General features: G+C 61.3%; 24 protein-coding genes. 6 read left to right on the plus strand and 18 right to left on the minus strand.

Annotation, left to right across the window (positions count from 1 at the left end; all coding sequences use genetic code 11):
* Window positions 1-237: 237 nt before the first annotated feature.
* The 9 genes from GTP58_RS11085 to rpsL all read right to left on the minus strand — a co-directional run bounded on the left by GTP58_RS11085 (window position 238) and on the right by rpsL (window position 7,691).
* Entirely contained in the window at window positions 238-942 is a 705-nt protein-coding gene (locus GTP58_RS11085) for a siderophore-interacting protein (protein ID WP_161077550.1), read from the minus strand.
* A gap of 31 nt (window positions 943-973) precedes the next feature.
* On the minus strand, window positions 974-1,816 hold the full coding sequence (locus GTP58_RS11090; RefSeq protein WP_161077551.1) for a DUF817 domain-containing protein: 843 nt from the start codon (window positions 1,814-1,816) through the stop codon (window positions 974-976).
* A gap of 103 nt (window positions 1,817-1,919) precedes the next feature.
* Window positions 1,920-2,111 carry a hypothetical protein gene (locus GTP58_RS11095; RefSeq protein WP_161077552.1) on the minus strand — a complete coding sequence of 64 codons (192 nt, stop codon included), beginning with the start codon at window positions 2,109-2,111 and terminating at the stop codon, window positions 1,920-1,922.
* Window positions 2,112-2,212: 101 nt separating this feature from the next.
* Window positions 2,213-2,614 carry a glutaredoxin family protein gene (locus tag GTP58_RS11100; protein WP_229215538.1) on the minus strand — a complete coding sequence of 134 codons (402 nt, stop codon included), beginning with the start codon at window positions 2,612-2,614 and terminating at the stop codon, window positions 2,213-2,215.
* A 190-nt stretch (window positions 2,615-2,804) separates the two neighbouring features.
* Window positions 2,805-3,122, minus strand: coding sequence for a 30S ribosomal protein S10 (gene rpsJ / locus GTP58_RS11105; RefSeq protein ID WP_072786805.1), 318 nt, complete (start codon window positions 3,120-3,122; stop codon window positions 2,805-2,807).
* Between the two features lie 128 nt (window positions 3,123-3,250).
* Window positions 3,251-4,441 (minus strand): elongation factor Tu, encoded by a 1,191-nt coding sequence (gene tuf, locus GTP58_RS11110; protein WP_161077553.1) that lies wholly within the window; start codon window positions 4,439-4,441, stop codon window positions 3,251-3,253.
* 72 nt (window positions 4,442-4,513) lie between these two features.
* Window positions 4,514-6,619 (minus strand): elongation factor G, encoded by a 2,106-nt coding sequence (gene fusA, locus GTP58_RS11115; protein ID WP_161077554.1) that lies wholly within the window; start codon window positions 6,617-6,619, stop codon window positions 4,514-4,516.
* Between the two features lie 114 nt (window positions 6,620-6,733).
* Window positions 6,734-7,204 (minus strand): 30S ribosomal protein S7, encoded by a 471-nt coding sequence (rpsG, locus tag GTP58_RS11120; RefSeq protein WP_072789459.1) that lies wholly within the window; start codon window positions 7,202-7,204, stop codon window positions 6,734-6,736.
* A gap of 106 nt (window positions 7,205-7,310) precedes the next feature.
* Window positions 7,311-7,691, minus strand: coding sequence for a 30S ribosomal protein S12 (gene rpsL / locus GTP58_RS11125; RefSeq protein WP_072789456.1), 381 nt, complete (start codon window positions 7,689-7,691; stop codon window positions 7,311-7,313).
* A 296-nt stretch (window positions 7,692-7,987) separates the two neighbouring features.
* Between rpsL and GTP58_RS11130 the strand changes: the two genes are divergently transcribed.
* The gene (locus GTP58_RS11130) at window positions 7,988-9,937 is read left to right on the plus strand and encodes a phosphoethanolamine transferase (protein ID WP_161077555.1); all 1,950 of its coding nucleotides are present in this window, start codon (window positions 7,988-7,990) and stop codon (window positions 9,935-9,937) included.
* An 18-nt stretch (window positions 9,938-9,955) separates the two neighbouring features.
* On the opposite strand, the gene GTP58_RS11135 is transcribed toward GTP58_RS11130, so the two are convergent.
* The 8 genes from GTP58_RS11135 to GTP58_RS11165 form a co-directional block, all read right to left on the minus strand.
* Window positions 9,956-11,392: a TIGR01777 family oxidoreductase gene (locus GTP58_RS11135; protein WP_161077556.1), complete on the minus strand. Its 1,437-nt coding sequence runs from the start codon at window positions 11,390-11,392 to the stop codon at window positions 9,956-9,958.
* A complete protein-coding gene (locus tag GTP58_RS11140) occupies window positions 11,389-12,009 on the minus strand; it encodes a DUF4166 domain-containing protein (protein ID WP_161078120.1) in 621 nt (206 codons plus the stop codon). Before GTP58_RS11140 ends, GTP58_RS11135 begins: the two co-directional genes overlap by 4 nt.
* The gene (locus GTP58_RS31350) at window positions 12,009-12,455 is read right to left on the minus strand and encodes a cell division protein (RefSeq protein WP_229215539.1); all 447 of its coding nucleotides are present in this window, start codon (window positions 12,453-12,455) and stop codon (window positions 12,009-12,011) included. Before GTP58_RS31350 ends, GTP58_RS11140 begins: the two co-directional genes overlap by 1 nt.
* Window positions 12,452-12,832 carry a thiol-disulfide oxidoreductase DCC family protein gene (locus GTP58_RS31355; protein WP_229215540.1) on the minus strand — a complete coding sequence of 127 codons (381 nt, stop codon included), beginning with the start codon at window positions 12,830-12,832 and terminating at the stop codon, window positions 12,452-12,454. The genes GTP58_RS31350 and GTP58_RS31355 overlap by 4 nt, the downstream gene beginning before the upstream one ends.
* Before the next feature lie 11 nt (window positions 12,833-12,843).
* Window positions 12,844-13,308: a DUF2269 domain-containing protein gene (locus tag GTP58_RS11150; RefSeq protein ID WP_202413688.1), complete on the minus strand. Its 465-nt coding sequence runs from the start codon at window positions 13,306-13,308 to the stop codon at window positions 12,844-12,846.
* Window positions 13,308-14,573 carry an SDR family oxidoreductase gene (locus GTP58_RS11155; protein WP_161077557.1) on the minus strand — a complete coding sequence of 422 codons (1,266 nt, stop codon included), beginning with the start codon at window positions 14,571-14,573 and terminating at the stop codon, window positions 13,308-13,310. Before GTP58_RS11155 ends, GTP58_RS11150 begins: the two co-directional genes overlap by 1 nt.
* Before the next feature lie 52 nt (window positions 14,574-14,625).
* Window positions 14,626-15,153: a GbsR/MarR family transcriptional regulator gene (locus GTP58_RS11160; protein WP_072789439.1), complete on the minus strand. Its 528-nt coding sequence runs from the start codon at window positions 15,151-15,153 to the stop codon at window positions 14,626-14,628.
* 77 nt (window positions 15,154-15,230) lie between these two features.
* Window positions 15,231-16,241: an aldo/keto reductase gene (locus GTP58_RS11165; protein ID WP_161077558.1), complete on the minus strand. Its 1,011-nt coding sequence runs from the start codon at window positions 16,239-16,241 to the stop codon at window positions 15,231-15,233.
* 100 nt (window positions 16,242-16,341) lie between these two features.
* On the opposite strand from GTP58_RS11165, the gene GTP58_RS11170 reads away from it, so the two are divergent.
* Window positions 16,342-17,226 (plus strand): LysR family transcriptional regulator, encoded by an 885-nt coding sequence (locus tag GTP58_RS11170; RefSeq protein ID WP_202413634.1) that lies wholly within the window; start codon window positions 16,342-16,344, stop codon window positions 17,224-17,226.
* On the opposite strand, the gene GTP58_RS11175 is transcribed toward GTP58_RS11170, so the two are convergent.
* Window positions 17,191-18,759, minus strand: coding sequence for a DNA mismatch repair protein MutS (locus GTP58_RS11175; RefSeq protein ID WP_229215541.1), 1,569 nt, complete (start codon window positions 18,757-18,759; stop codon window positions 17,191-17,193). The genes GTP58_RS11170 and GTP58_RS11175 overlap by 36 nt on opposite strands.
* A gap of 114 nt (window positions 18,760-18,873) precedes the next feature.
* On the opposite strand from GTP58_RS11175, the gene GTP58_RS11180 reads away from it, so the two are divergent.
* Genes GTP58_RS11180 through GTP58_RS11195 form a run of 4 tightly spaced genes read left to right on the plus strand, consistent with a single transcriptional unit; the run spans window position 18,874 to window position 23,441 of the window.
* Window positions 18,874-20,142, plus strand: a complete 1,269-nt coding sequence (locus tag GTP58_RS11180; RefSeq protein WP_161077559.1) for an efflux RND transporter periplasmic adaptor subunit — start codon at window positions 18,874-18,876, stop codon at window positions 20,140-20,142.
* A gap of 22 nt (window positions 20,143-20,164) precedes the next feature.
* The gene (locus tag GTP58_RS11185; protein ID WP_072789424.1) at window positions 20,165-20,863 is read left to right on the plus strand and encodes an ABC transporter ATP-binding protein; all 699 of its coding nucleotides are present in this window, start codon (window positions 20,165-20,167) and stop codon (window positions 20,861-20,863) included.
* 10 nt (window positions 20,864-20,873) lie between these two features.
* Complete coding sequence (locus tag GTP58_RS11190; RefSeq protein WP_161077560.1) at window positions 20,874-22,193, plus strand: ABC transporter permease; 1,320 nt, start codon at window positions 20,874-20,876, stop codon at window positions 22,191-22,193.
* A 12-nt stretch (window positions 22,194-22,205) separates the two neighbouring features.
* Complete coding sequence (locus GTP58_RS11195; RefSeq protein WP_161077561.1) at window positions 22,206-23,441, plus strand: ABC transporter permease; 1,236 nt, start codon at window positions 22,206-22,208, stop codon at window positions 23,439-23,441.
* The last annotated feature ends 27 nt before the right edge of the window (window positions 23,442-23,468 follow it).

The following is a 23,468-nucleotide window of genomic DNA, read 5'->3' on the forward strand; positions in this document are numbered from 1 at the left end:
TTATGGCCGTGACAACTATTTGCCATATTTTTGTTGTTTTTTTGTGTCAAGTCCGACCACATTTACTCAGCCACTCTTGCAAAAGCGCCAAATAAAATGAGAAACGATCACAGCGCCGGGGCGGCCTCGCCGGGCAAGCGGACGGCGTGCGGCATGCCCGCCAGGACGTGCCATTCCGCAGCAAGACACGATCATCGCCGGCAGCCAATCGTGATCCGGCAGCCGGGCCAGAGCACGTTAATCGAGCCCGGTTTTGCCGGCGGCCCAATAGGCTTTGCTGTGGCGCTGCCCGCTGGCAAGGCCCTGTTCACGCAACATCCGGGTGACCTGCTGGATGGCGCTGGCTTGACCGGTCAGCACGATGTCGGCCATGGGATCGGCCTGCAGCAGAGCCGCCATGCCTGCGGCGCCCTCTCCGCGCGCGGCCAGCCGCACATGCTCCAGCCCCAGATGCGCAATCACCGCCAGCACATCCGCGCGCGCCGTGACTTCGCACAGCATGTGCAAGGTCGCCTGGCGTGACAACGCAGCGGCCAGTCCCAGCGAGGTTTCATCGCCAAACAGCACCACCGGCGACGCGCCGGGCGCCAGGCGTACCGAGCGGCGTGGCCCGAAGAACACGCAAGGGTCGCCGGCACGCAGCGCGCGTGCCCAGCGGGTGCCGGGCGCGTCGCCATGCAGGTAGACCAGGATGCGGGTGCGGCCGTTGGTGGCATCCCAGTCTATCGGCGTGTAGGTGCGCTGCACCCAGCCGCCAAACTGCACCTGGAGCTTGTCGCCGGGCGTCCAGGCCACGTTGCGCAAAGCGCCGCCGCCCAGTGTGACCAGGCGGAAGCTGTCGCCAATCGGTTCCACCGCCAGCACTTGCGCGCTACGCGTGAACCATTTTTGCAGCGCCGACTCGAACCGGCCAGCGCGTTGGGGAGAGGTAGGGGTATCCATAGCCTGGAGACGAACCAGGCTGGCGGATATTTTATTCCGGCACGTGAATCCGGGCTTTCACATGCTTGAGATGGGCAACGATGGTAAACGTCATCACCACCAGCAGCGACCACGAGCTCCATTTGCTGACATGCACCACCGACCAGGCGCCCAGCTGGTTCGGATAGCGCCACACGCCCCAGAAGGTGCTGATGTTTTCCGCCAGCCAGATGAAGAAGCCGATCAGCACAAATGCCAGCAGCAGCGGCATGCGCCGTTCGCGGTCGAGCGGACGGAACAGCACCGTGGTACGCGCATACAGGCCCAGCGCGCACGCGGCCAGATACCAGCGGTAGTCGCCGATGTAATGGTGGGTAAAGAAGTTGGCGTAGATGAGCAGCGCAATCAGCACCGCCATCCAGTACGGCGGATGATGGCGGATGCGCAGGTCGAACAGGCGCCAGGCCTGGATCACGTAGCTGCCCACAGCCGCATACATGAAGCCGGAAAACAGCGGCACGCCGAACAGTTTGGTGTACGCAAAATCGGGATAGCTCCATGACTGGATCGCGCCCGATACCTTGAACACTTCCAGCCCGAAGCCGACCAGGTGGAACAGGCAGACGGCCTTGAGCTCGTCCCAGGTTTCCAGCCCGGCCCACACCATCCAGCCCTGGATGGCCAGCGCGATGAGCAGCAGCAGGTCATAGCGCGGCACGCCCAGCAGGCCGGCGCGCGGTACCAGGACCACGGCCGCAAAGAACAGCGCGACAAACAGGCAGGCGCGCGCTTCCTTGATACCAAAATACAGGAACTCCAGCGCAAAGCGCTGCCAGCCGCGCAGATGCTGGCGGTCGTTGAGATTAAGCAGGTGGGCGTCGAGGGTAGCTAACATGGCAACGGACTGTAGCGGTTCCCGCTGCAAAAAACAATGGGCCGGCGTGTATCCGGCACCATGGTAGCGACATCGGGGTCCAGGACCCCGAGCTTAGCGGTGCTTAGTTGCCGTCGATACCAGAGCAGGTGTCGTAGCAGTCCAGGCGCTGGACGTAGCAGTCCTGATGGCTGCCACCATGGCGCAGGCAATATTGCTCCAGGTAATCGCAATTATTGGTGCAACGGGTGCCGGCAAACGCCGACGACACGCCCAGGCCGAGGGCGAACAGGAATACCCCAATTTTTTTATTCATATTCATGGCTCCAAGAGAGATGCAAGCGGATGATGAACGGCAGAGCGCACGCCGCTACGCGCGCTCCCGACACGACAACGGGGTGCTGCGTGTAGTTCAGCTCACTGGCGGGCCAGCGCAGTGCTGCGCTGAAGGGCCGCAGCGATCGTGGCGGGCTGATAGCCGACAATACGGCGATTACCGATCAGGATCACCGGCACGCCGCGCCCTTCCAGTTGCTCGAATTCCTGGCGCGCGCGGTCAGACTTCTCGATATCGAGATCGGCAAACGCAATGCCGTGCTCACGCAAATAGTCGCGCGTCTTGGCGCAATAGGGACAATGGCTGGTGCCATACATGACCACCTGGGTCTGGTGTTGCGCGAAATAGGCGGCATAATCGCCTTCCGTGTAGCGCGGCGCCATCCACTCGCGCACGTGGGTCGCGGCATAGCCCACGCCCAGGCCTGCGGCCAGCAGCAGCAAATAAAACATCAGTTCCTTCAAACGCTTGGCGGTCAGCATTGCATTCCCTGTTTTAGTTTCATTTATATAAAATTATCATATAGTAATTACCAAAACAATACTTTTACTTAATTGCTATTTGCAAGCTGTGGCGACTGAAAAACAAGCCAACCTAAAAACAATGGGCCCGGACGCTTGCACGTCCGGGCCCATCATCAGCTGGCAGCCGAAGCTGCCTGCTTAAAATCGATTACTGCAGTTTGATTTCGACATCAACGCCAGCTGGCAGGTCCAGCTTCATCAGTGCGTCAACGGTCTTGTCGGTTGGGTCAACGATGTCCATCAGGCGCTGGTGGGTACGGATTTCGAACTGGTCGCGCGAGGTTTTGTTGACGTGCGGCGAACGCAGAACGTCGAAACGCTGGATGCGGGTTGGCAGTGGGACTGGGCCTTTGACAACGGCGCCGGTGCGCTTAGCGGTGTCAACGATTTCCAGTGCGGACTGGTCGATCAGCTTGTAGTCGAAAGCCTTCAGGCGGATGCGGATTTTTTGATTGGTAACGGTCATGATAATTCCCTCAAAGAGCGAACTGGCAACTTTGTAGCGCCAGCAATTTTAAAAAGAACGATTGTGGTACAGCAGGGGCGACATGGTAGCACAACCATGCCGCCCCTGCTTACATCAGCGCTTAAAAATTAGGCGATGATTTTAGCAACAACGCCTGCACCAACGGTACGGCCGCCTTCGCGGATTGCGAAGCGCAGACCTTCTTCCATTGCGATCGGGTTGATCAGCTTAACGGTGATCGACACGTTGTCGCCTGGCATAACCATTTCTTTGTCCGCTGGCAGTTCGATCGAACCGGTCACGTCAGTCGTACGGAAGTAGAACTGTGGACGATAGTTGTTGAAGAACGGGGTGTGACGGCCGCCTTCATCTTTCGACAGAACGTAGATCTCGCCGGTGAAGTGGTTGTGCGGTTTGATCGAGCCTGGTTTTGCCAGAACTTGACCACGTTGCACGTCTTCACGCTTGGTGCCGCGCAGCAGCAGACCAACGTTGTCGCCTGCTTGACCCTGGTCCAGCAGTTTGCGGAACATTTCCACGCCGGTGCAGGTGGTTTTCACGGTGTCAACGATACCGACGATTTCGATCTCTTCGCCGACTTTGATGATGCCGCGCTCAACACGACCGGTAACCACGGTACCGCGGCCCGAGATCGAGAACACGTCTTCCACTGGCATCAGGAATGCACCGTCAACTGCGCGCTCTGGGGTTGGGATGTAGCTGTCCAGGGCTGCTGCCAGACGGATGATGCAGTCTTCGCCCATCTCGCCAGCGGCGCCTTCCAGTGCCATACGTGCCGAACCTTTGATGATTGGCAGGTCGTCGCCTGGGAACTCGTATTTCGACAACAGCTCGCGCACTTCCATTTCGACCAGTTCCAGCAGTTCTGCGTCGTCAACCAGGTCGCACTTGTTCAGGAACACGATGATGTATGGAACGCCAACTTGGCGGGCCAGCAGGATGTGTTCGCGGGTCTGTGGCATTGGGCCGTCAGCTGCGGAGCACACCAGGATCGCGCCGTCCATCTGCGCGGCACCGGTAATCATGTTTTTGATGTAGTCGGCGTGGCCTGGGCAGTCAACGTGAGCGTAGTGACGGTTTTCGGTCTCGTACTCAACGTGGGCGGTGTTGATGGTGATACCACGTGCTTTTTCTTCTGGAGCAGCATCGATCTGGTCGTAGGCTTTCGCTTCGCCGCCGAATTTTTTCGACAGAACGGTTGCGATTGCTGCGGTCAGGGTGGTTTTGCCGTGGTCGACGTGACCGATGGTGCCTACGTTGACGTGCGGTTTAGTCCGCTCGAACTTTTCTTTTGCCATTTTGATTCTTCCTCAGAACAAAGTTTTTAAATGTGCGGCCGGATGATCTACCCGGCCGCAAAAATTACAGAATTACTTAGCTTTCGCGGTAACGATCGCGTCGATAACGTGCTTAGGCGCCTCGGAGTAGTGCTTGAACTCCATGGTGTAGGTTGCACGGCCTTGCGTTGCGGAACGCAGGGTGGTCGAGTAACCAAACATTTCCGACAGCGGTACTTCGGCTTTGATGATCTTGCCGCCGCCGCCTGGGATTTCGTCCATGCCCTGCACCATACCGCGGCGGGACGACAGGTCGCCCATCACGGTACCGGCGTAGTCTTCCGGCGTTTCCACTTCCACTGCCATCATCGGCTCCAGAATGACTGGATTGGCGCGACGGCACGCTTCTTTGAATGCCATCGAACCGGCCATGCGGAATGCATTTTCGTTCGAGTCAACATCGTGGTACGAACCGAAGGTCAGGGTGACTTTGACGTCGACCACTGGGTAGCCTGCCAGAACACCGGTGTTCAGGGTTTCGCGCACGCCTTTTTCAACCGCAGGGATGAATTCACGTGGAATCACACCGCCCTTGATTGCGTCGACGAACTCGAAGCCTTTACCTTGTTCCTGTGGTTCCAGGGTCACAACAGCGTGACCATACTGACCACGGCCGCCCGACTGCTTGACGAACTTGCCTTCGACATCGCTGACCGATTTGCGGACGGTTTCGCGGTAAGCAACCTGTGGTTTGCCCACGGTGGCTTCCACGCCGAATTCGCGCTTCATACGGTCAACGATAATTTCCAGGTGCAGCTCGCCCATACCACCGATGATGGTCTGGCCCGACTCTTCGTCGGTCTTCACGCGGAACGATGGATCTTCCTGTGCCAGACGGTTCAGTGCCAGACCCATTTTTTCCTGGTCAGCCTTGGTTTTTGGTTCCACAGCCTGTTGAATCACTGGCTCTGGGAAGACCATTTTTTCCAGGGTGATGATCGATTGTGGATCGCACAGGGTTTCGCCGGTGGTCACGTCTTTCAGACCCACTGCTGCAGCGATGTCGCCCGCGCGCACTTCTTTGATCTCTTCACGCTGGTTAGCGTGCATCTGCAGAATACGGCCCAGACGCTCTTTACGGCCTTTTACCGAGTTGTACACGGTATCGCCAGCGTTGATCACGCCCGAGTACACGCGGAAGAAGGCCAGCTGGCCAACGAACGGGTCGGTCATGATCTTGAAGGCCAGCGCCGAGAATTTCTCGTCGTCAGCGGCTTTACGGGTAGCTGGCTCGTCGTCTTCATCGGTGCCTTTAACGTCAGCGATGTCGATAGGCGATGGCAGGTACTCGATGACCGCGTCCAGCATGGCCTGTACGCCCTTGTTTTTGAAGGCGGTACCGCACAGCATAGGAACGATCTCGGAAGCGATGGTACGGTCACGCAGCGCTTTTTTGATCTCGGCTTCGGTCAGGTCGCCTTCTTCCAGGTACTTGTTCATCAGGTCTTCGTTCGCTTCAGCAGCGGCTTCAACCATCTTCTCGCGCCACTCGGCAGCCGAATCAGCCAGCTCAGCAGGGATATCGACGTAGTCGAACTTCATGCCTTGCGAAGCGTCGTCCCACAGGATCGCTTTCATCTTAACCAGATCGATCACGCCTTTGAAGTTGTCTTCGGCGCCGATCGGGATCTGGATCAGGACTGGGTTAGCCTTCAGGCGTGCGCGCATCTGCTCGTACACTTTGAAGAAGTTCGCACCAGTACGGTCCATCTTGTTGACGAAGGCCAGACGTGGCACTTTGTACTTGTTAGCCTGACGCCATACGGTTTCCGACTGTGGCTGTACACCGCCCACTGCGCAATAAACCATGCAAGCACCATCCAGCACGCGCATCGAACGTTCCACTTCAATGGTGAAGTCAACGTGGCCTGGGGTGTCGATGATGTTGATGTGGTGTTCTGGGAAGTTGTTCGCCATGCCTTTCCAGAAGCAGGTGGTCGCAGCCGAGGTAATGGTAATACCGCGTTCCTGCTCCTGCTCCATCCAGTCCATGGTGGCGGCGCCATCGTGAACTTCACCGATCTTGTGGTTCACGCCCGTGTAGAACAGAACGCGTTCGGTGGTGGTGGTCTTACCTGCATCGATGTGAGCGGAGATACCGATGTTGCGGTAGCGCTCGATGGGGGTCTTGCGGGCCATAATTAATCCTAAATCGTTTAATGGACAAAACCGAGCGCCATTTTTTGGGAAAAAAATGAGCCCGGCCTCGAACAACGTATCACAGCCAGACCACGCAGGATCTGGCCGATTTTATTAGAAGCGGAAGTGCGAGAACGCCTTGTTCGCTTCAGCCATGCGGTGAACTTCGTCACGCTTCTTCATCGCACCGCCACGGCCTTCAGCGGCTTCCATCAGCTCGCCTGCCAGACGCTGTGGCATGGATTTTTCGCTGCGCTTGTTCGCAGCTTCACGCAGCCAGCGCATGGACAGAGCCATACGGCGCACTGGGCGGACTTCAACCGGCACCTGGTAGTTTGCACCACCAACGCGGCGGGATTTCACCTCAACCAGTGGCTTGGCGTTGTTCAGCGCGGTGGCGAACACTTCCAGCGGATCTTTACCGGATTTTTGGGTGATGTGCTCGAAGGCACCGTAGATGATGTTTTCTGCAACCGATTTTTTACCGGACAGCATCAGAACGTTTACGAATTTGGCGACATCAGTGTTGCCGAATTTTGGATCCGGCAGGATCTCGCGCTTGGGTACTTCACGACGACGTGGCATGTCATTTCCTTTTATCTTCAGTTGAGTGCCTTGCGGTCACTCGCGGCGGCCATCATAGCCATCCACTTACTCGGTCTCGCGACCGGCTCAACTCAATTAATGTAGATTACTTCTTCGCTTTGGCGCGCTTGGCACCGTATTTCGAGCGAGCTTGCTTACGGTCTTTAACGCCCTGGGTATCCAGTGCACCGCGAACCATGTGGTAACGCACACCTGGCAAGTCTTTTACACGACCGCCGCGCAGCAGAACAACGCTGTGTTCCTGCAGGTTGTGGCCTTCACCGCCGATGTACGAAATAACTTCGAAACCGTTGGTCAGACGCACTTTGGCAACTTTACGCAGTGCCGAGTTAGGCTTCTTAGGAGTGGTGGTATACACACGGGTGCACACGCCACGTTTTTGCGGGCTGTTTTCCAGCGCCGGCGATTTGCTCTTCACGACCAGTTTGGTACGTGGTTGGCGAATCAGTTGATTGATGGTTGGCATCGTTCTAAACCCAACTAAATAACAACATTAACAACCCGGTCAGAATGCCGGGGACAAAAAACCTTCTCTCGATTTATTGGGCCGTCGGAGGCGCAAACAGCCACTCTCATGGAGCAGCCAGATTCAACGTATACGATGTGCAGAATAAATTGAGAACTCGCGAGTATAGACGTGAACCCAGGCTCAGTCAATCAATTTCGCGGCGGAATGCGGCTTCCAGCGGGGAAGCCGACACTAGCTGAAAGGTCAAGAAACACTTGATAATAGCAAACAATACCATAGCCCTAGCCGCCCGAATGCGATCCCTGTTGCGCCCTGCCCCCTTGTTTGTGCTTGCCAGCTACCTGCTGCTGTCGCTGGTCCCGTGCGTGCCGCTGTTGCTCGGCAAGCAAGTGCCCGAACTGAGCCACATCCTGCTGGTCGAGGCGCTGGCCTGGCTGGCCGTCTGGGGCGTGCTGAGCCGCCCGGCCTGGTTCCACTGGTTGCTGATCCCGGCCTTCCTGGCGCTGCCGACCGAGATTTACCTGTTTATTTATTACGGCCAGGGCATTTCCACCCACCACCTGGGCATCATTGCCGAAACTAGCCCCAAGGAGGCGATGGAATTCCTGGGCCGCAAAGTGTGGCTCATGGGCGCCGTGCTGGTCGGCGTGGTGGCCTGGTGGATCGCGGTGCAACTCGCCGCCCGCCGCAGTCCCATGCTGGCCTGGCGCGGCAAACCCCGCTGGATGGCGCTGGCTATATTGGCCGTGCTGGCCACCGTGTGGGCCTATGGCTGGGAATTTGGCGTGCGCGGCAAACCGGCGCTGCCGGCGGCGCACACCAACGCCAATGCCAACGCCAGCCCGGCGGCCGGCTCCGCGATCGGCTCGGCGCTGAGTTCCGCGCTGCGCTTTGTCGGCATGAGTTCGGCGGATTCGGCCAGCGACGAGGAGGCCCAGGAAGAAGATGCGGTGGAAGACAAAGACCCCGATCACGCGGCCATCGCCGGCGCCGGCCGCACGGGCTGGCAGTGGCCGGCGCTGCCATGGCGCCTGCGCTCGCCGCTGGCCTTTAGCGACTTTGCTGCCTCGTGGCCGTTCGGCCTGACCGCGCGCGGCGTCGATTTCTACCGCGAGCGCGAATACCTGGCCGACCTGGGCCAGCGCAGCAGCAGCTTTACCTTCAAGGCGCACCAGCCGGTGCAGAACGACACGCCGGAAATCGTCATCATGGTGATCGGCGAATCGTCGCGCTACGACCGCTGGGGCATCAACGGCTACACGCGCGACACCACGCCGCTGCTGCGGCAGGAAGCCAACCTGGTGTCGCTGCCCGATGTGATTACGTCGGTATCGGCCACGCGGCTGTCGGTGCCGGTCATCATTTCGCGCAAGCCGGCCATGCAAAGCCTCAAAGATGGCTTCTACGAGAAATCCTTCCTCACCGCGTACATGGAAGCCGGTTTCAAGACCTTCTGGCTGTCCAACCAGATCTCGTTTGGCCAGTTCGACACGCCGGTGTCGGTATTTGCCAAGGAAGCCAATGTGATCCAGTTCATGAACCTGGGCGGCTTCACCAACAACTCCAATTTCGACCAGATTCTGCTGGAGCCCTTGCAGCACGCGATTGCCGATCCCTCGCCGAAGAAGCTGATCGTGCTGCACACGCTGGGCAACCACTGGAACTACAGCCAGCGCTATCCAAAGGAGTTCGACAAGTGGCAGCCCTCGCTGTTCGGCATCGACAAGCCGGTGTACACCGACCTGAAGATCAAGCCGCAGCTCAATAACAGCTACGACAACTCGATCCTGTACACCGACTGGTTCCTGTCGCAGGTCATCCAGCAGCTCAAGGATACGCAGCAACTGGGCTCCATGGTCTATGTGGCCGACCATGGCCAGACGCTGTACGACGGCACCTGCAACCTGGCCTTCCACGGCCACAACACGCAGTTTGAATTCCACGTGCCGGCCGTAGTCTGGTATTCGGACGAGTACAAGGCGCACTATCCGGAAAAGGTGAGGCAGCTGCTGCGCCACCGCAAGGCGCGGCTGGCCACTGAGAACATCTTCCACACGCTGCTCGACCTCGGCAACATCCAGTACGACGATGAGAAGCTGGAGTGGAGCTTCCTGAGCAGGCAGTTCAAGCAGCACAAGCGCTATGTCGACAGCTACGGCTGGTCCAACTACGACAACGCCACCTTCAAAGGCGACTGCCGCGAAGTGATGGACAAGGGCAAACCGCTGAAGCAGGAAAAGTAAACCGTCCCGTTATCGCCACTAGCCCAGGCTTTGCAAGGCGCCCCTCAATTGCGGATGGCGGAACACAAAGCCGCTATCGAGCAGCCTTGCAGGCGCGACGCGTTGTCCTTCCAGCAGCAAATCGGCCTGCTCGCCCAGCGCCAGGCGCATCGGCCAGCCAGGCGTCGGCAGACCGCATGGACGATGCAGCACCGATGCCGCCACCCTGCTGAACGCCGCTTGCGTCAGGCTCTCCGGGGCGGTGAAGTTGCAGGCACCCGCCGCCCGCGTGCGCCACAGATGCGCCACGCCCGCAATCAAATCATCCACGTGTATCCACGACAGCCACTGCGTGCCGCTACCCAGCGGGCCGCCCATGCCCAGCTTGATGGGCAACAGCATCATGGGCAGCGCACCCTGCGTCCCCAGCACCAGGCCGAAGCGCATGCGGGCGACGGCAACGCCATGGGCCTCGGCGCCGCACGCGGCATCCTCCCACTCGCGGCACAGGTCCGACATGAACACCGGCTGCGGGCCATTCTGCTCGGTCAGCACGGTATCGTCACCGCGCGGCTGCGTGCCGTAATAACCTATCGCCGATGCCGACAACAGCATGGCCGGCTTGTGTTCAGCCGTGGCAATCCAGCTGACCACCTTGCGGGTCAGGCCGATCCGGCTTTGCCGCAGCACCGCACGCCGCGCCGCCGTCCAGCGCCAGCCCAGGATGCGTGCGCCCGCCAGATTAATCACGGCATCAAAACGGCGCGAGACGGGTAGCTGCTCCATGCTGGTGACGCATTCGACGCGGCCATCAAACATCCACGCAGCCTGGCGCGCCTGCCGGCTCAGCACGGTGACGCGGTGGCCGTCGCGCAGCAGCGCCCGCACCAGGCGCTGACCGATAAAACCGGTCGCACCAGTCAGCAGGAAGCTGCGTTCAATGTCATCGAATTTCACGGCAGGTGCGGCAGCCAGGCGGCCAATCGCCCGCGCTGCCCACGCATCGCGCAGGCCGGACAGACCGACGCCAACGCCGCACAGCGCCAGGAACACGCTCAAGCCGCCATGCGGCTGCCAGACCAGCGCGGTCGGCATGGCCAACTGCGCCGGCGTGCCGATCGCCAGCAACGCAATGAACGCGCCGCCATTCATCGCCAGCACCGTATGTGTGACACGTTCTGTCGCCGGCAGCAGGCGCGTACGGTCTTCCACCACAAAGTCCCACAGCGTCAGCAGGATTTCAGCACTGAACACCACCAGCAGCACCAGCGCCCACCAGCCATGGAACGCCCAGGACGACAGGCCGATAAACAGGGCGCTATAAATGAGTGCGCGCACCGCATGGATGGCCAGCTCACGCCCTGCTGTCGGCCGGCCCGGCAAGGCTTCGGTGAGTTCATGATGGTAGAGCGTATCAAACGCGCCCAGGCAGCCCTGCGCCGCCATCAACTGCAATGCCAGCAGATGGGTATTCATGGCGTCACCTCCCGGAACACGCCCGCCTGCGTGAAAGTGGTCCCAAATAGCAGATGGCGGATCTCGATGCGGATATCGAACTGGTTACTGCTGTTGTTACGATGGCAGAGGAAGGTCTTGCCCGGCGTGAGCACGTCCGGTAGCGGCACGCGCACGCCGAACAGCTCCCAGAAATAGCCATCGCTTTCAAAATGCAGATTGCCGTCGCGGACCTTGAGCACCAGCTTCATGCCCAGTCCCATGCCCACGTACTCCAGCACCTCTCCTTTCGCGCTTTCGGACATGAAGGACGTGAACATGACCGGCTTGCGTGCATTGAGGCGGTAGATGCGCTGCTTGAAAATCGACGGGCAATTCTGCCGGGAGTACACCTGTATATCAACCGGGAAGTCCGCATCGTTATACGGCATCAGCGCACCTTTGATGAACGGCATGCTCAGATAACCCAATACTTTACCGAAGCGTGAGCACCTGAGTTCCGACAGGCTGCCGGTGTAATACAGCGGCTTGCCAGGCAAAGGGTTTTTATCAAAGCGCGCCTGGATATCAGGATGCAGCTGGCGCCACGCCGGCCCCAGGATCTTCTTGAACAATTCGCCTTCCGAGGGAATCATCATCATGTTGCCTTTCTATTTTTGTTTGCCAGATCTGTTTTACATAGCCATAGCAATGGCGGCAGCATGAGCGTGACGGCTGCCAGATCGAGCCAGACGTTGGTCCAGCAATGCGCCCGCGCCGAGATCAGCATGTCCTGCGGCGCCCATACGATGAGGCCCAGTGCCAGCATCAGCCAGGCGTAGGCGTTCTTTTGCTGATCGCCGATCACCACCAGGCCGGCCATCCAGATGGCGGCCGCCTGCACTGTCGGGCCAAACAGCGCCAGCCACCACATATGCAGCGCCCGCCCTGCCTGCGAGGCCTCGCCGCCAAAGAAGAACGCCTCAATGCTGCGACGGTACTCATCCGTCAGCGGCATCCCCGCACACAACGGCAGCAGCACGCCGACCACAAGATGCGCCGCGACGGCAATATACATCCAGCGCACCAGCAGCATCCTTTTCATGGCCGCCTCGCCGTCGTGCACGCACCATCGGCACAGGCCGAGAGGCGATAGCGGTTGCGCGCCAACGCGCGATACATCGCCACAAACACCGGCCGCAAGACTGGCAACCGCAATGGCGCCACCTGCCAGCCGCGCCCGATCGCAATGTAAGCCGCCACCAGGCAGTCGATGCCGGTCAGTAGGCGGCCATCCGCTGTCCTCGCATGGATCTCCGTATTCAGCGCCGCCATGCTGACGCCCAATGCCGACGGCGAAAAATCCGCTGCGGCGATATCGCAAAAATCAAGGCCGCCGGTTTTATCCTGCTGACGCAAACGTGCCATCTGCGCCCGGCAAATGCGGCAATTGCCGTCGTAGTACAGCGTTAATGCGGACATGCTGTTCTCCCTTAAACAGGTTTGTGCACCATCAGCCAATACACCACGATCAGCGCGCCGAAAGCGGGGACGCCAAGCGCGGTCCAGATTTTCTCGTAATGCCAGTAGCGTGCCGGCAGCGGCTCGTTAGTCCGCACCGCTGCCGATGCCATGTCGCGCATGCGCAGCTGCAGCCAGACAACCGGCAGCCAGCACGCGCCAGCCAGCAGATACAGCGCCACCGACCATACGATCCAGCCGGAGCTCAATGGGAAACCGGCCAGATGAATCATCCACAATCCAGACAGCGGCTGGATGATGATGGATGGCGTGGTAAACCACCAGTCGGCACGGGCAACCAGCCGCGTGACCACGGCAATCGCTGGCACATTGCGGGTGCGGTTGGTGAAGAACATATAAAAGGCCGTGCCGAAGCCGGTACCGAACATCAGGGTGGCGGACAGGATGTGCAGCCACTTGATCGCCAGATAGTCCATCATTTACTTCCTCTCCACATCAAGAGTATCAACGCCAGCAACGGCAGGTTCTTGCTCAGCGGGCCAAATGGATGCAGCCAGAATTGCGGCAGGCAGTAGCTCATGACTGCGGTGTAGCCGCCCACCAGCGCCAGTTGCGCAGCCCACAGCCAACGGCGCGGACGCAGCAGCAACAGCGTGCCGATTGCGGCATCGGTCACACTGGCCGCCAGCAGCAGCGCTTCCTGCGCGTCCGGCGGCACGCCGCAAGCCGCCAGCCATGCACGGCTTGCCGCATGTGGCCAGACAAACCAGGAGACGAAAGCGGTGCACAGCCACAATGCAGCCATAGCAAGCGTGAGCGCCGCTCCGGCCCAACCCCACACAGCAGCCGCACGTTGCGATGGCCGGGCGAAGTGCGCGGGATCACGCAGCGGGCGACCCAGCAGCGCGCCAGTGGCGTGGGCGTCGGCGGTATTGCTGCCGTCGGCGCTTTGCTCCAGCATCAGCAGCGATTCAGGCGTCAGCACGCCGGACGGCATGCGCGCTGTAACGCGTGCCACCACGCGGGCCAGGGGCATCGGCAACGCCAGTACCAGCGCAGGTGCAGCCTGCATGCCGCGCCGCAGATCTGCGAGATAGCCAGCCAGGCTGGTCGCGCGCGGACCAACCACGGCCAGCACGCCCGGTATGGCACGTTCCACCATCACCAGCCTGACGATAACCTCGGCCAGATCGTCAACGTGGATGGGCTGTACCCTCGCACGGTACGCCATCGGCATCGTCAGGATCGGCAGTGTGGCCAGCATGCGCAGCACAATACTACTGGCGCCATGCTCGCCATAGACCAGCGAAGGCCGGATGACGGTTGCGTCCAGATCCCGCGCCAGCAGATCAGCGTCCGCCATGCCCTTGCTGCGCCAGTAGCCGGTGGCGGCGTCTGGCTGGCTGCCCAGAGCGGACAGCTGCACCACGCGCCGCACGCCGAGCCGCTCGCAGGCGGCAAACATGGCTACCGGTGCGGCGCGGTGCAGACGGTCGAAATCATCGTCGCGCGTCTCACGGAGGATGCCGACGCAGTTGACCACCGCATCAAAGCCCGCCAACAGCGGCAGCCAGTCCTGTTCCGCAACCATGCACCCAGCATCCGCTTCGCGCCATGCCGCTGGACTCTCGCCTACAGGACGGCGGCGGCTCAGGCCCACCGCTGTGCAACCGGCCATGCGCAAGGCTTGCAGCGCGTGACTGCCGATCAATCCAGTGGCGCCGAGTATCAGGACTTTCATGCCATATCCGTCTGTTATTTCTGTAAAAACAGAAATTATTGATCAAATTTTTTTAATCGCTGCCCAGCAGGCGTGCCACCTTGCCGCCCATTTTCAGGAAGCGTTGCATGGTGGCCGGTGGCAGATGTTTGTAATCGTCATAGGTCGTGGTCAGCATTTCCAGAAACGCCAGCACCTGGTCCATCTTGACCTTGGTGGCCTGCTCCAGCTCTGCGTCGCTCTCCGCCTCCACCGCGCAGGCGCGCAGCACGGTCAGGGTCGGATCGATCTCGCGGCGTTTGCGCTCCTCGACGATCACGCGGAAGATCTCCCACACATCCTGCAAGGCCACAAAGTGATCGCGACGGTCGCCCGCCACGTGCGTGATCCGCACCAGGCCCCAGCTTTGCAATTCCTTGAGGCTGTTGCTGACATTCGAGCGCGCCACTGTCAGCGTCTCGGTGATTTCTTCCGCGTGCATGGGCTGATTGGCCAAGAACAGCAGCGCATGAATCTGCGCCACCGTGCGGTTGACGCCCCAGCGCGCACCCATCTCGCCCCAGTGGAGGATGTATTTCTGAATGGTCGGCGTAAGATTCATGATTTCTCTAATTTCTGTCGCTAGAGAAATCATAGGCGGCTTTTTTGGCAAAGTCAACGGCCTTGCAAGCGGTCAGCTCAGGCTGCAGCTTCGGGCACGTTGGTCCCCGTCCCTTCGGGCAGCAGCGGCATGATCTCGGCCTCTTCTTCCGCGCTGAGCCGGAACTCCGCCGCACCGATCAGCCCATCCACCTGCGCGGGACGCCGCACACCGACGATGGCGCCGGTCACGGCGGACTGCCGCAGCACCCAGGCAATTGCCACGGCAGCCGGTGTCAGCCCGTGCCGCTCGCCGATGCGGCGGAAGGCTTCGACCAGTGCGAGATTGCGCGTCAGCCGTGGTTCTTGAAAATCCGGACTCCGGGTCTTGCGCCAGTCATCGGCCGGCAGACTGGTGATGCGCCCGCGCGTCATGGCCCCCGTCAGCAGCCCCGATTGCAGCGTGGAGTAAGCGATGACGCCAATCCCGGCCTGTTCGCAGAACGGCAGGATGTCCGTCTCCACCGCACGCATCAGCGCCGAATAAGGCGGCTGCAGCGCAGCAATCCCGGTCACAGCCTGGGCGCGCCTGAGCTGTGCCACGTCGAAGTTGGACACGCCTATCGCACGTAGTTTCCCCTGTTCGCGCGCCCTGGCCAGCACCGACAGCGCGGCCTCAATGCCATCATCAGGGCCGCCCGGCGGGAACGACGGCCAGTGCAACTGATAAAGATCGATGGTATCCACCTGCAGGCGGCGCAGGCTGTCTTCTATCTCGCGCATCAGCGAGTCCGGCGCCAGCGAGTGCGAGATTTGTGCGGTTGCGCGGTCCCACACCAGGCTGCCCTTGGTGAACACCAGCGGACGGCGCGACGCCGGCACGCGGCGCAGCAGCTGGCCGACGATTTCCTCGGCATGGCCAAGGCCATACACGGCCGCCGTGTCGATCCAGTTCACGCCGCGCTCGACGGCATACTCCAGCGCGGCCAGGCTCTCGGCATCATCCTGCGCGCCCCAGCCGAACTCCCAGCCCGGACCGGCGATGGCCCAGGTGCCCAGTCCGATAGGCGAAATCGTGAAATCGGCATTGCCGAGACGTTGCTGCTTCATGGCTGCATCCTTGATTGAATGAAAGCGCCAGTATCGTCCAGCAGATACGGTGTGATAAGCCCGGTTATACTTCATGCACTACTGAACATGATTCATCAATATGACGCCAGATCTGCACGAACTGGATGCCTTCGCCGCAGTGGCGCGGCACCGCAGCTTCCGCAAGGCCGCTGACGAGCGCGGCGTGTCCGCCTCGGCCTTGAGCCACGCGCTGCGCGGGCTGGAAGAACGGCTGGGCGTACGCCTGCTCCACCGCACCACGCGCAGCGTGACGCCGACCGAAGCTGGCCAGCGCCTGCTGGCGCGCCTCGCGCCTGCCCTGCGCGAAGTCGCCGATGCGCTGGCCGACGTCACCGCCTTGCAAAGCGAGCCGGCTGGCACCCTGCGCCTCAACGTGCCACGTCCTGCGGCCCAGCTGCTACTGGGGCCAATGCTGGCCGGTTTTGTGGCAGCCTGTCCGCGTGTCCAGATCGAAGTGGTGACCGACGACAGCCTGGCCGATATCGTGGGCGATGGTTTCGACGCCGGCATCCGTTTTGGCGAGAGCCTGGCCGGCGACATGGTGGCGGTGCCGATTGGACCGCCGCAGCGTTTCGTCTGTACGGCGGCGCCGGGCTATCTGGCCAGTCGCGGCGTGCCGCAGGCGCCGCGCGAACTGCTGCGCCACGCCTGCATCGTCCGCCGTTTCCCCAGCGGTAACCGCTATGCCTGGGAGTTTCAGGCCGACGGCAACCCGCTGGAAATCGAGGTCACCGGCCCGCTGGTCTTCGACGATGATACGCTGATGGTGCAAGCCGCAAAGGACGGCGCGGGCATCGCCTACGTCTACGAGGCGATGGTTAGCGATGACCTGGCCGCCGGCCGGCTGGTGTCCATCCTTGATGACTGGAGTGCCGCGCCGAGCCGCTTCTTTCTCTACTACTCAGGCAGGCGCCAGTTACCGGCGGCATTACGCGCGCTGGTCGACTTCATCCGCGCCTGCTGATACTGATGCTGGCCCGCTGAGCGTAGCCCCCACCCTTCGGGCAAAGCCAACGGCCTTGGTGGTGATGGCGGGATCGAAACCGCGTTCGGTCAGCAAGGTCAGGCCGTTGGTATCCAGCAGTACACCGGGCGTCAGCTGCCAGTAATCGCCTTCGCGGCTCAGACGCCACGGCCGCAGGCAATCGGATAACAGAGACGCCAGCACGACATGGTGCGATGCCACCAGCACCCGTCCCTGCTGCGCCAGCGTATGCAGCACCGCTGCTGCAGCCGATACCGATTCCAGATAATTCGTGCCACGGAAAATCTCATCGATGATGAAGATAGCCGGCCTGCGCGCGGCCTGCTCCAGCAGCTCCTTGCCGCGCCGCAGTTCGGCCATGTAGAAGCTCTCGCCGCTGCCCAGCGCATCTTCGTTCTGCATGCTGGCGTACACCGGCAGCAGCGGCGTGACCGCATGCGACGCATAACAGAAACCAAAGGCGCGCGCCGTGATCAGGTTCAGTCCCACCGCACGCAGCAACGTACTTTTGCCGATACCGTTCTGGCCCGAGATGAAAAGGCCCTGCTGCGCCATGCCCACGGTCAGCGGCGCGGCCCCCGCCAGCAGCGGATGCACCACCTGGTTCAGCATCACCTCATCGCCCTGCTCCGCCCAGCAATAGCGCGGCGTTTGCGACAGATGGCGCGCCAGCGCGAGATCTGCGTCCAACGTCGCAATGCGTTCAAAGCTGCTACGCAAGAAACCGAGGTTGTCGCGGACGGTATCGCGGCTATGGAAGTAGTGGCGAACATTCTTCAGAAATAGCCAGTCCGCATAGTCGCTGAAGCCCGGCATGCTCGCCAGAAGCGAGCGGCTCAAGCGGCGATTCAGCTTGCCCGCCTGGCCGGCGTCCTCCCATGCCAGCAGCGATTGCGCGCGCAGCATCTGCTGCACGGTATTGAGCACGCATGCCCACTCCTGCACGGCTTCGTGATAGCGCACCTGAATCGCGCACAGCGACAGCCAAAGGACCAGCGCGACCACCCATAACAGCGGCCATCCGGTTGCCAGCGCGGCGACGGCGGACATGAGGAATGCCACCGGCAGCCACGCCAGCAACGGCACCCAGTGCGGCGCGGCGGATAGCGGCTCGCCAAACAAGGTCTCGCTGATCTCGCGGTCCGCACGGCGCAAATCCTGCGTGGCGGTTTGCAGCTTCTTGCGCGCGGCATCGTCCGCCAGCAACGCACGCACGCGTGCGGACGACGCGGACACGTCGTCGTCCGCGTACAACCGCCGGTGCAATTCCTGCTGACCGAAGATGCTGGTCTCGCGCGCCAGCTCGGCGCTGTAGTCCGCCAGCAGCAAGTCATCCCAGGTCTGCTGGTCCAGCATGTCGCCGGTACTGGTGTCGGACACCATGCGGCGGTAGAGGGCAACATCACTGGGCACAAACGGGTAATCGGTCATGAAGAACTCGAAAAATGGCGACAGCCCGGCAGATGCGTACACTTGCCAGATTTTCAAGTCCAGGCGGACGGACGCGGACATTGCGGACGCTGCGGACAGCGGACATCAAGACGCGAACATCATTAAAATCAAACACTTACGAGGTGGCACGCTTTTCGCATAACGTTGCTCGTCTACTCACAAACGAGCCATCTCATGATACGCGACACCTCCAACCAAGACGCCGTCATGGCCGCGCCCAAGGGCCAGGCCACCAAACGCCGCCTCATCATCGCCGCCATCGCCGTGGCCGTACTGGCCGGCGGCTGGTCGGTCCTGCGCACCTGGCGCAGCAGCGACCATTCCGTCAACGCTACACGCCTGCGCATCGCTGAAGTGGGCCGCGGCACGCTGATCCGCGATGCCGCCGTCAATGGCCGCATCGTCGCCGCCGTCAGCCCGACGCTGTACGCACCTTCGTTGGCCACCGTCGAACTGAAAGTTCACGCGGGCGACACCGTCAAAAAAGGCGATGTGCTGGCCGTGCTGGAATCGCCGGACCTGGCCGATGCGCTCAAAAAAGAGCAAGCCGCCTATGCGCAGATTGAGGCTGATGTGGCCCGTCAGCGCATCCTGGCGCGCAAACAGAAACTGCTGGCCGAGCGCGACTCCGACACCGCCGAAATCGAACGCGTCTCCGCCCAGCGCACGCTGGAGCGCTATGACGCAGTGGCCAATGAAGGCGCGGTCGCCAAGATCGAATACCAGAAGGCCAAGGATGCCGTGAACTCCGCCGTTATCCGCGCCCACCACGCCAAGGAAGCGGCCACGCTGGAAAACGACAACGTCGCGCTGGAGCTGGAATCCAAGATCAAGCAACTGGACCAGCAGCGCAGCACACTGTCCAACGCCCAGCGCCGCGTCGATGAACTGACGGTGCGCGCGCCGGTCGATGGCTTCATCGGTACGCTGTCCGTGACCAACCGCAGCGTGGTGCCAGCCAACACGCCGCTCATGACGCTGGTCGACCTGTCGCGCCTTGAGGTGGAACTGGAAGTACCGGAAACCTACGTCTCCGACATCGGCCTGGGCATGAATGCGGAAGTCAACTACGGCACCGGCACCACTACTGGCAAGCTGTCCGCGCTGTCGCCGGAGGTGGTGAAGAACCAGGTACTGGCGCGCGTGCGCTTCAATGGCGAACAGCCGGCGGGCCTGCGCCAGAACCAGCGCGTGACCTCGCGCCTGCTCATCGACGAAAAACCCAACACGCTGATGGTGTCGCGTGGCCCGTTCGTGGAATCCGAAGGCGGCCGTTATGCCTACGTGGTCCGCGACGGCATCGCCATCCGCACCCCGATCAAGCTGGGCGCCACCAGCGTCTCCGCCGTGGAAATTCTCGGCGGATTGAAACAGGGCGACAAGATAGTCATAGCCGGTACCGAAACCTTTGAGAACGCCGAACGCGTCTCGATCAACCAATAACACTTTACCCAAGAGGCCCTCCATGCTGCGCATGAAAAACCTGAGCAAAGTCTATCGTACTCACATGATCGAAACCCACGCGCTGCGCGGTTTCGAGATCGATGTCAAACAAGGCGAATTTGTCACCGTTACCGGTCCTTCCGGTTCGGGCAAAACCAGCTTCCTCAACATCGCCGGCCTGCTGGAAGAATTCACCGACGGCGAATACATCCTGGACGGCATCAACGTCAAAGGCATGGACGACAACGCCCGTTCACGCCTGCGCAATGAAAAGCTGGGCTTCATCTTTCAGGGCTTCAACCTGATTCCCGACCTGTCGCTGTTCGATAACGTCGACGTGCCACTGCGCTACCGCGGCTTCAATGCGGCCGAACGCAAGGAACGCATTGAAGATGCGCTGTCCAAGGTCGGCCTGGCATCGCGCATGAAGCACTATCCGGCCGAACTGTCCGGCGGCCAGCAGCAGCGCGTGGCAATCGCCCGCGCGCTGGCCGGCTCGCCCAAGCTGCTGCTGGCCGACGAACCGACCGGTAACCTGGATACGCAAATGGCACGCGGCGTGATGGAGCTGCTGGAAGAAATCAACGCCGCCGGCACCACCATCCTGATGGTGACCCACGATCCCGAGCTGGCCGTGCGTACGCAGCGCAACGTCCACATCATCGATGGCCAGGTGTCGGACCTGGTGCGCAAATCGCCGTCGCTGTCCAACGTCGCCTAAGGAGCGCAGCATGTTCCAATACTATTTCCTGCTGGGTGTGCGCAGCCTGCGCCGCAACCCGGCGCTGACCGCACTCATGGTGCTGACGCTGGCCATCGGCGTGGCAGCCAGCATCGCCACCCTGACCATCCTGCACGTCATGTCCGGCGATCCGATTCCCAACAAGAGTTCACGCCTGTTCGTGCCGCTGGTGGACAATGGAGAGGCCGAGAACTACAAACCCGGCGACGAGCCAAATGACCGCCAGATGAGTTACCGCGACGCCGTCAATCTGCTCAACAGCAAAGTCGGCGAACGCCGCACCGCCATCTTTGGCGTGGGGCTGCCGATTGAACCTGACCGCAAGGACATCGGCGCCTTCACCGCGCGCGGCCTGGCCACCACCGGTGATTTCTTCAATATGTTCGACTCGCCCTTCCTGCATGGCCAGGGCTGGAGTCCCGCCGACGACAAGAGCGGCGCCGACGTCATCGTGTTGAGCCGCAAGCTGGCAGAAAAACTTTACGGCGATGCCGACCCGGTAGGCAAACGCATGCTGGCTGGCGGCTTCCAGTACCAGATCGTCGGCGTGCTCGATACCTGGACCGTGGTGCCGCGCTTCCACCGCATCGTCGGCGCCAGCAGTGACGGCGCCTTTGCCGAAGAAGATGAAATGTTCATCCCCTTCACCAGCGCCACCCGCCACGAAATGCAGCGCAACGGCAGCACCAGCTGCTATGAAGACGTGGCCCCTGGCTATCAGGCCTTCCTCGATTCCGAATGCACCTGGATCCAGTCGTGGATTGAAACCCGCAGCGCCTCGGACCGCGCCGAACTGCAAAGCTTCCTGGACAGCTACGCGATTGAACAGCGCAAGCTGGGCCGCCTGAAACGCGCCGCGCCGAATAAGCTGTACGACGTGCGCGAATGGCTGGATTACATGAAGGTGGTCGGCAACGACAACAAACTGTCGGCCTGGCTGGCCTTTGGCTTCCTGGTCCTGTGCCTGGTGAACACCATCGGCCTGCTGCTGGCGAAGTTTTCGGTGCGCGCACCGGAAGTCGGCATCCGCCGTGCGCTGGGCGCCTCGCGCCGTGAAATCTTCACGCAGTTCCTGATCGAGACTACGGTGGTGGGCCTGGTCGGCGGTGCGCTGGGCCTGCTGCTGGCCTTCGGCGCGCTGGCCCTGATCGCCATGCAGTCCTCGGCGCTGACGCTGGTAGCGCATATGGACTGGGTCATGCTGCTCACCACCTTTGCCATGGCCGTGATGTCGGCGGTGCTGGCCGGCCTGCTGCCGACCTGGCGCGCCTGCCAGGTAACGCCGGCCCTGCAACTTAAATCTCAATAAGCGAGCGCCATTATGGAAATCCGTCCTATCCTGTCCGCGCTGCTGCGCAATAAAACCGGCCCGATACTGGTGGCTGTGCAGGTCGCCCTCAGTCTCGGCATCCTGGCCAATGCCCTGCACATCGTGCAAGTACGCCAGGCCGTATCGGCCCGCGCCAGCGGTGTCGAAAGCGAACCAGACGTGTTTGCACTGTATGTCCGCCATTTGAAACAAGGCGGCCACGAAGAGCAGCTGGCGTCCCAGCGCACCGACACGGCCGCCATGCGCTCCGTCTCCGGCGTAGTGGGGGTAGCGCTGACCAGCCAGATGCCGCTGTCACGTTCCGGCAACTACACCGGCCTGGCCGCCAACCGCAAACAGGTCCGCAGTACCGCGCAGGCCAGTCTTTACACCGTCGCCGACTCGCTGATTAAACCCTGGGGGCTGCGGCTAGTCGAAGGCCGCGACTTCTATCCAAACGAAGTTCCGGAAATCGACCAGAACACCAGCGACGAGTTTCCCAAGGTGGTGCTGCTGGCGCGTCCTCTGGCCGAGAAAATGTGGCCCGGCCAGAGCAGCTACGTTGGCAAGACGGTGTACTTCGGCACCGGCGAAAAAGCCCGCTCCGCGCAAGTGATCGGCGTGGTCGAGAGACTGCAGACGCCAGGCGCACAGATCGGCGACGCGGGTGAGTACTCCGCCATCGTTCCAGCCCGCCTGACCGGCAACGAAGGCTATGGCTACACGCTGCGCGCCGAACCAGGCCAGCGTGACCGCGTGATGAAGGAAGCCGAAGCCGCAGTACGCGCTGCCTCGCCATCGGCAGTGGTGGTCCGCACCAAGACCTTTGACGAATTCCGCACCGACCGCTATCGCGCCGACAAGGCAATGGCATGGATGCTGGTAACGGTCAGCGTACTGCTGTTGCTGATCACCGCCAGCGGCATCGTCGGCATGGCCAGCCTGTGGGTCACGCAGCGCCGCAAGCAGATCGGCGTACGCCGTGCACTGGGGGCGCGCCGGATCGACATCCTGCGCTACTTCCTGACCGAGAACTTCATGATCACCAGCACCGGCGTCGCGGCCGGCGTGATGATCGCACTGGGTCTGAACCAGCTGCTGGTCAGCCAGCTGGAGATGCCACGCCTGCCGGCCGGCTATCTGCTGAGCGGCGCCGTCATCTTCTGGGCGCTGGGTGTGCTCGCCGTCTACGGTCCGGCGTGGCGTGCCGCCAGCATCTCGCCGGCCACCGCCACCCGCAGTGCATGATGACAGTCCCCGGCATGCCGCGACAAT

This window comes from Duganella sp. CY15W (genome assembly GCF_009857555.1).
GTDB classification, from domain to species: Bacteria; Pseudomonadota; Gammaproteobacteria; order Burkholderiales; family Burkholderiaceae_D; genus Rugamonas; species Rugamonas sacchari.

Excerpts from the sequence above, each read along its gene's own strand:
- GTP58_RS11085 (WP_161077550.1), bottom strand. The coding sequence starts at position 942 with ATGGATACCCCTACCTCTCCCCAACGCGCTGGCCGGTTCGAGTCGGCG.
- GTP58_RS11090 (WP_161077551.1), bottom strand. The coding sequence starts at position 1,816 with ATGTTAGCTACCCTCGACGCCCACCTGCTTAATCTCAACGACCGCCAG.
- GTP58_RS11095 (WP_161077552.1), bottom strand. The coding sequence starts at position 2,111 with ATGAATAAAAAAATTGGGGTATTCCTGTTCGCCCTCGGCCTGGGCGTG.
- GTP58_RS11100 (WP_229215538.1), bottom strand. The coding sequence starts at position 2,614 with ATGCTGACCGCCAAGCGTTTGAAGGAACTGATGTTTTATTTGCTGCTG.
- rpsJ (WP_072786805.1), bottom strand. The coding sequence starts at position 3,122 with ATGACCGTTACCAATCAAAAAATCCGCATCCGCCTGAAGGCTTTCGAC.
- tuf (WP_161077553.1), bottom strand. The coding sequence starts at position 4,441 with ATGGCAAAAGAAAAGTTCGAGCGGACTAAACCGCACGTCAACGTAGGC.
- fusA (WP_161077554.1), bottom strand. The coding sequence starts at position 6,619 with ATGGCCCGCAAGACCCCCATCGAGCGCTACCGCAACATCGGTATCTCC.
- rpsG (WP_072789459.1), bottom strand. The coding sequence starts at position 7,204 with ATGCCACGTCGTCGTGAAGTACCCAAGCGCGAGATCCTGCCGGATCCA.
- rpsL (WP_072789456.1), bottom strand. The coding sequence starts at position 7,691 with ATGCCAACCATCAATCAACTGATTCGCCAACCACGTACCAAACTGGTC.
- GTP58_RS11130 (WP_161077555.1), top strand. The coding sequence starts at position 7,988 with ATGCGATCCCTGTTGCGCCCTGCCCCCTTGTTTGTGCTTGCCAGCTAC.
- GTP58_RS11135 (WP_161077556.1), bottom strand. The coding sequence starts at position 11,392 with ATGAATACCCATCTGCTGGCATTGCAGTTGATGGCGGCGCAGGGCTGC.
- GTP58_RS11140 (WP_161078120.1), bottom strand. The coding sequence starts at position 12,009 with ATGATGATTCCCTCGGAAGGCGAATTGTTCAAGAAGATCCTGGGGCCG.
- GTP58_RS31350 (WP_229215539.1), bottom strand. The coding sequence starts at position 12,455 with ATGAAAAGGATGCTGCTGGTGCGCTGGATGTATATTGCCGTCGCGGCG.
- GTP58_RS31355 (WP_229215540.1), bottom strand. The coding sequence starts at position 12,832 with ATGTCCGCATTAACGCTGTACTACGACGGCAATTGCCGCATTTGCCGG.
- GTP58_RS11150 (WP_202413688.1), bottom strand. The coding sequence starts at position 13,308 with ATGGACTATCTGGCGATCAAGTGGCTGCACATCCTGTCCGCCACCCTG.
- GTP58_RS11155 (WP_161077557.1), bottom strand. The coding sequence starts at position 14,573 with ATGAAAGTCCTGATACTCGGCGCCACTGGATTGATCGGCAGTCACGCG.
- GTP58_RS11160 (WP_072789439.1), bottom strand. The coding sequence starts at position 15,153 with ATGAATCTTACGCCGACCATTCAGAAATACATCCTCCACTGGGGCGAG.
- GTP58_RS11165 (WP_161077558.1), bottom strand. The coding sequence starts at position 16,241 with ATGAAGCAGCAACGTCTCGGCAATGCCGATTTCACGATTTCGCCTATC.
- GTP58_RS11170 (WP_202413634.1), top strand. The coding sequence starts at position 16,342 with ATGACGCCAGATCTGCACGAACTGGATGCCTTCGCCGCAGTGGCGCGG.
- GTP58_RS11175 (WP_229215541.1), bottom strand. The coding sequence starts at position 18,759 with ATGTCCGCGTCCGTCCGCCTGGACTTGAAAATCTGGCAAGTGTACGCA.
- GTP58_RS11180 (WP_161077559.1), top strand. The coding sequence starts at position 18,874 with ATGATACGCGACACCTCCAACCAAGACGCCGTCATGGCCGCGCCCAAG.
- GTP58_RS11185 (WP_072789424.1), top strand. The coding sequence starts at position 20,165 with ATGCTGCGCATGAAAAACCTGAGCAAAGTCTATCGTACTCACATGATC.
- GTP58_RS11190 (WP_161077560.1), top strand. The coding sequence starts at position 20,874 with ATGTTCCAATACTATTTCCTGCTGGGTGTGCGCAGCCTGCGCCGCAAC.
- GTP58_RS11195 (WP_161077561.1), top strand. The coding sequence starts at position 22,206 with ATGGAAATCCGTCCTATCCTGTCCGCGCTGCTGCGCAATAAAACCGGC.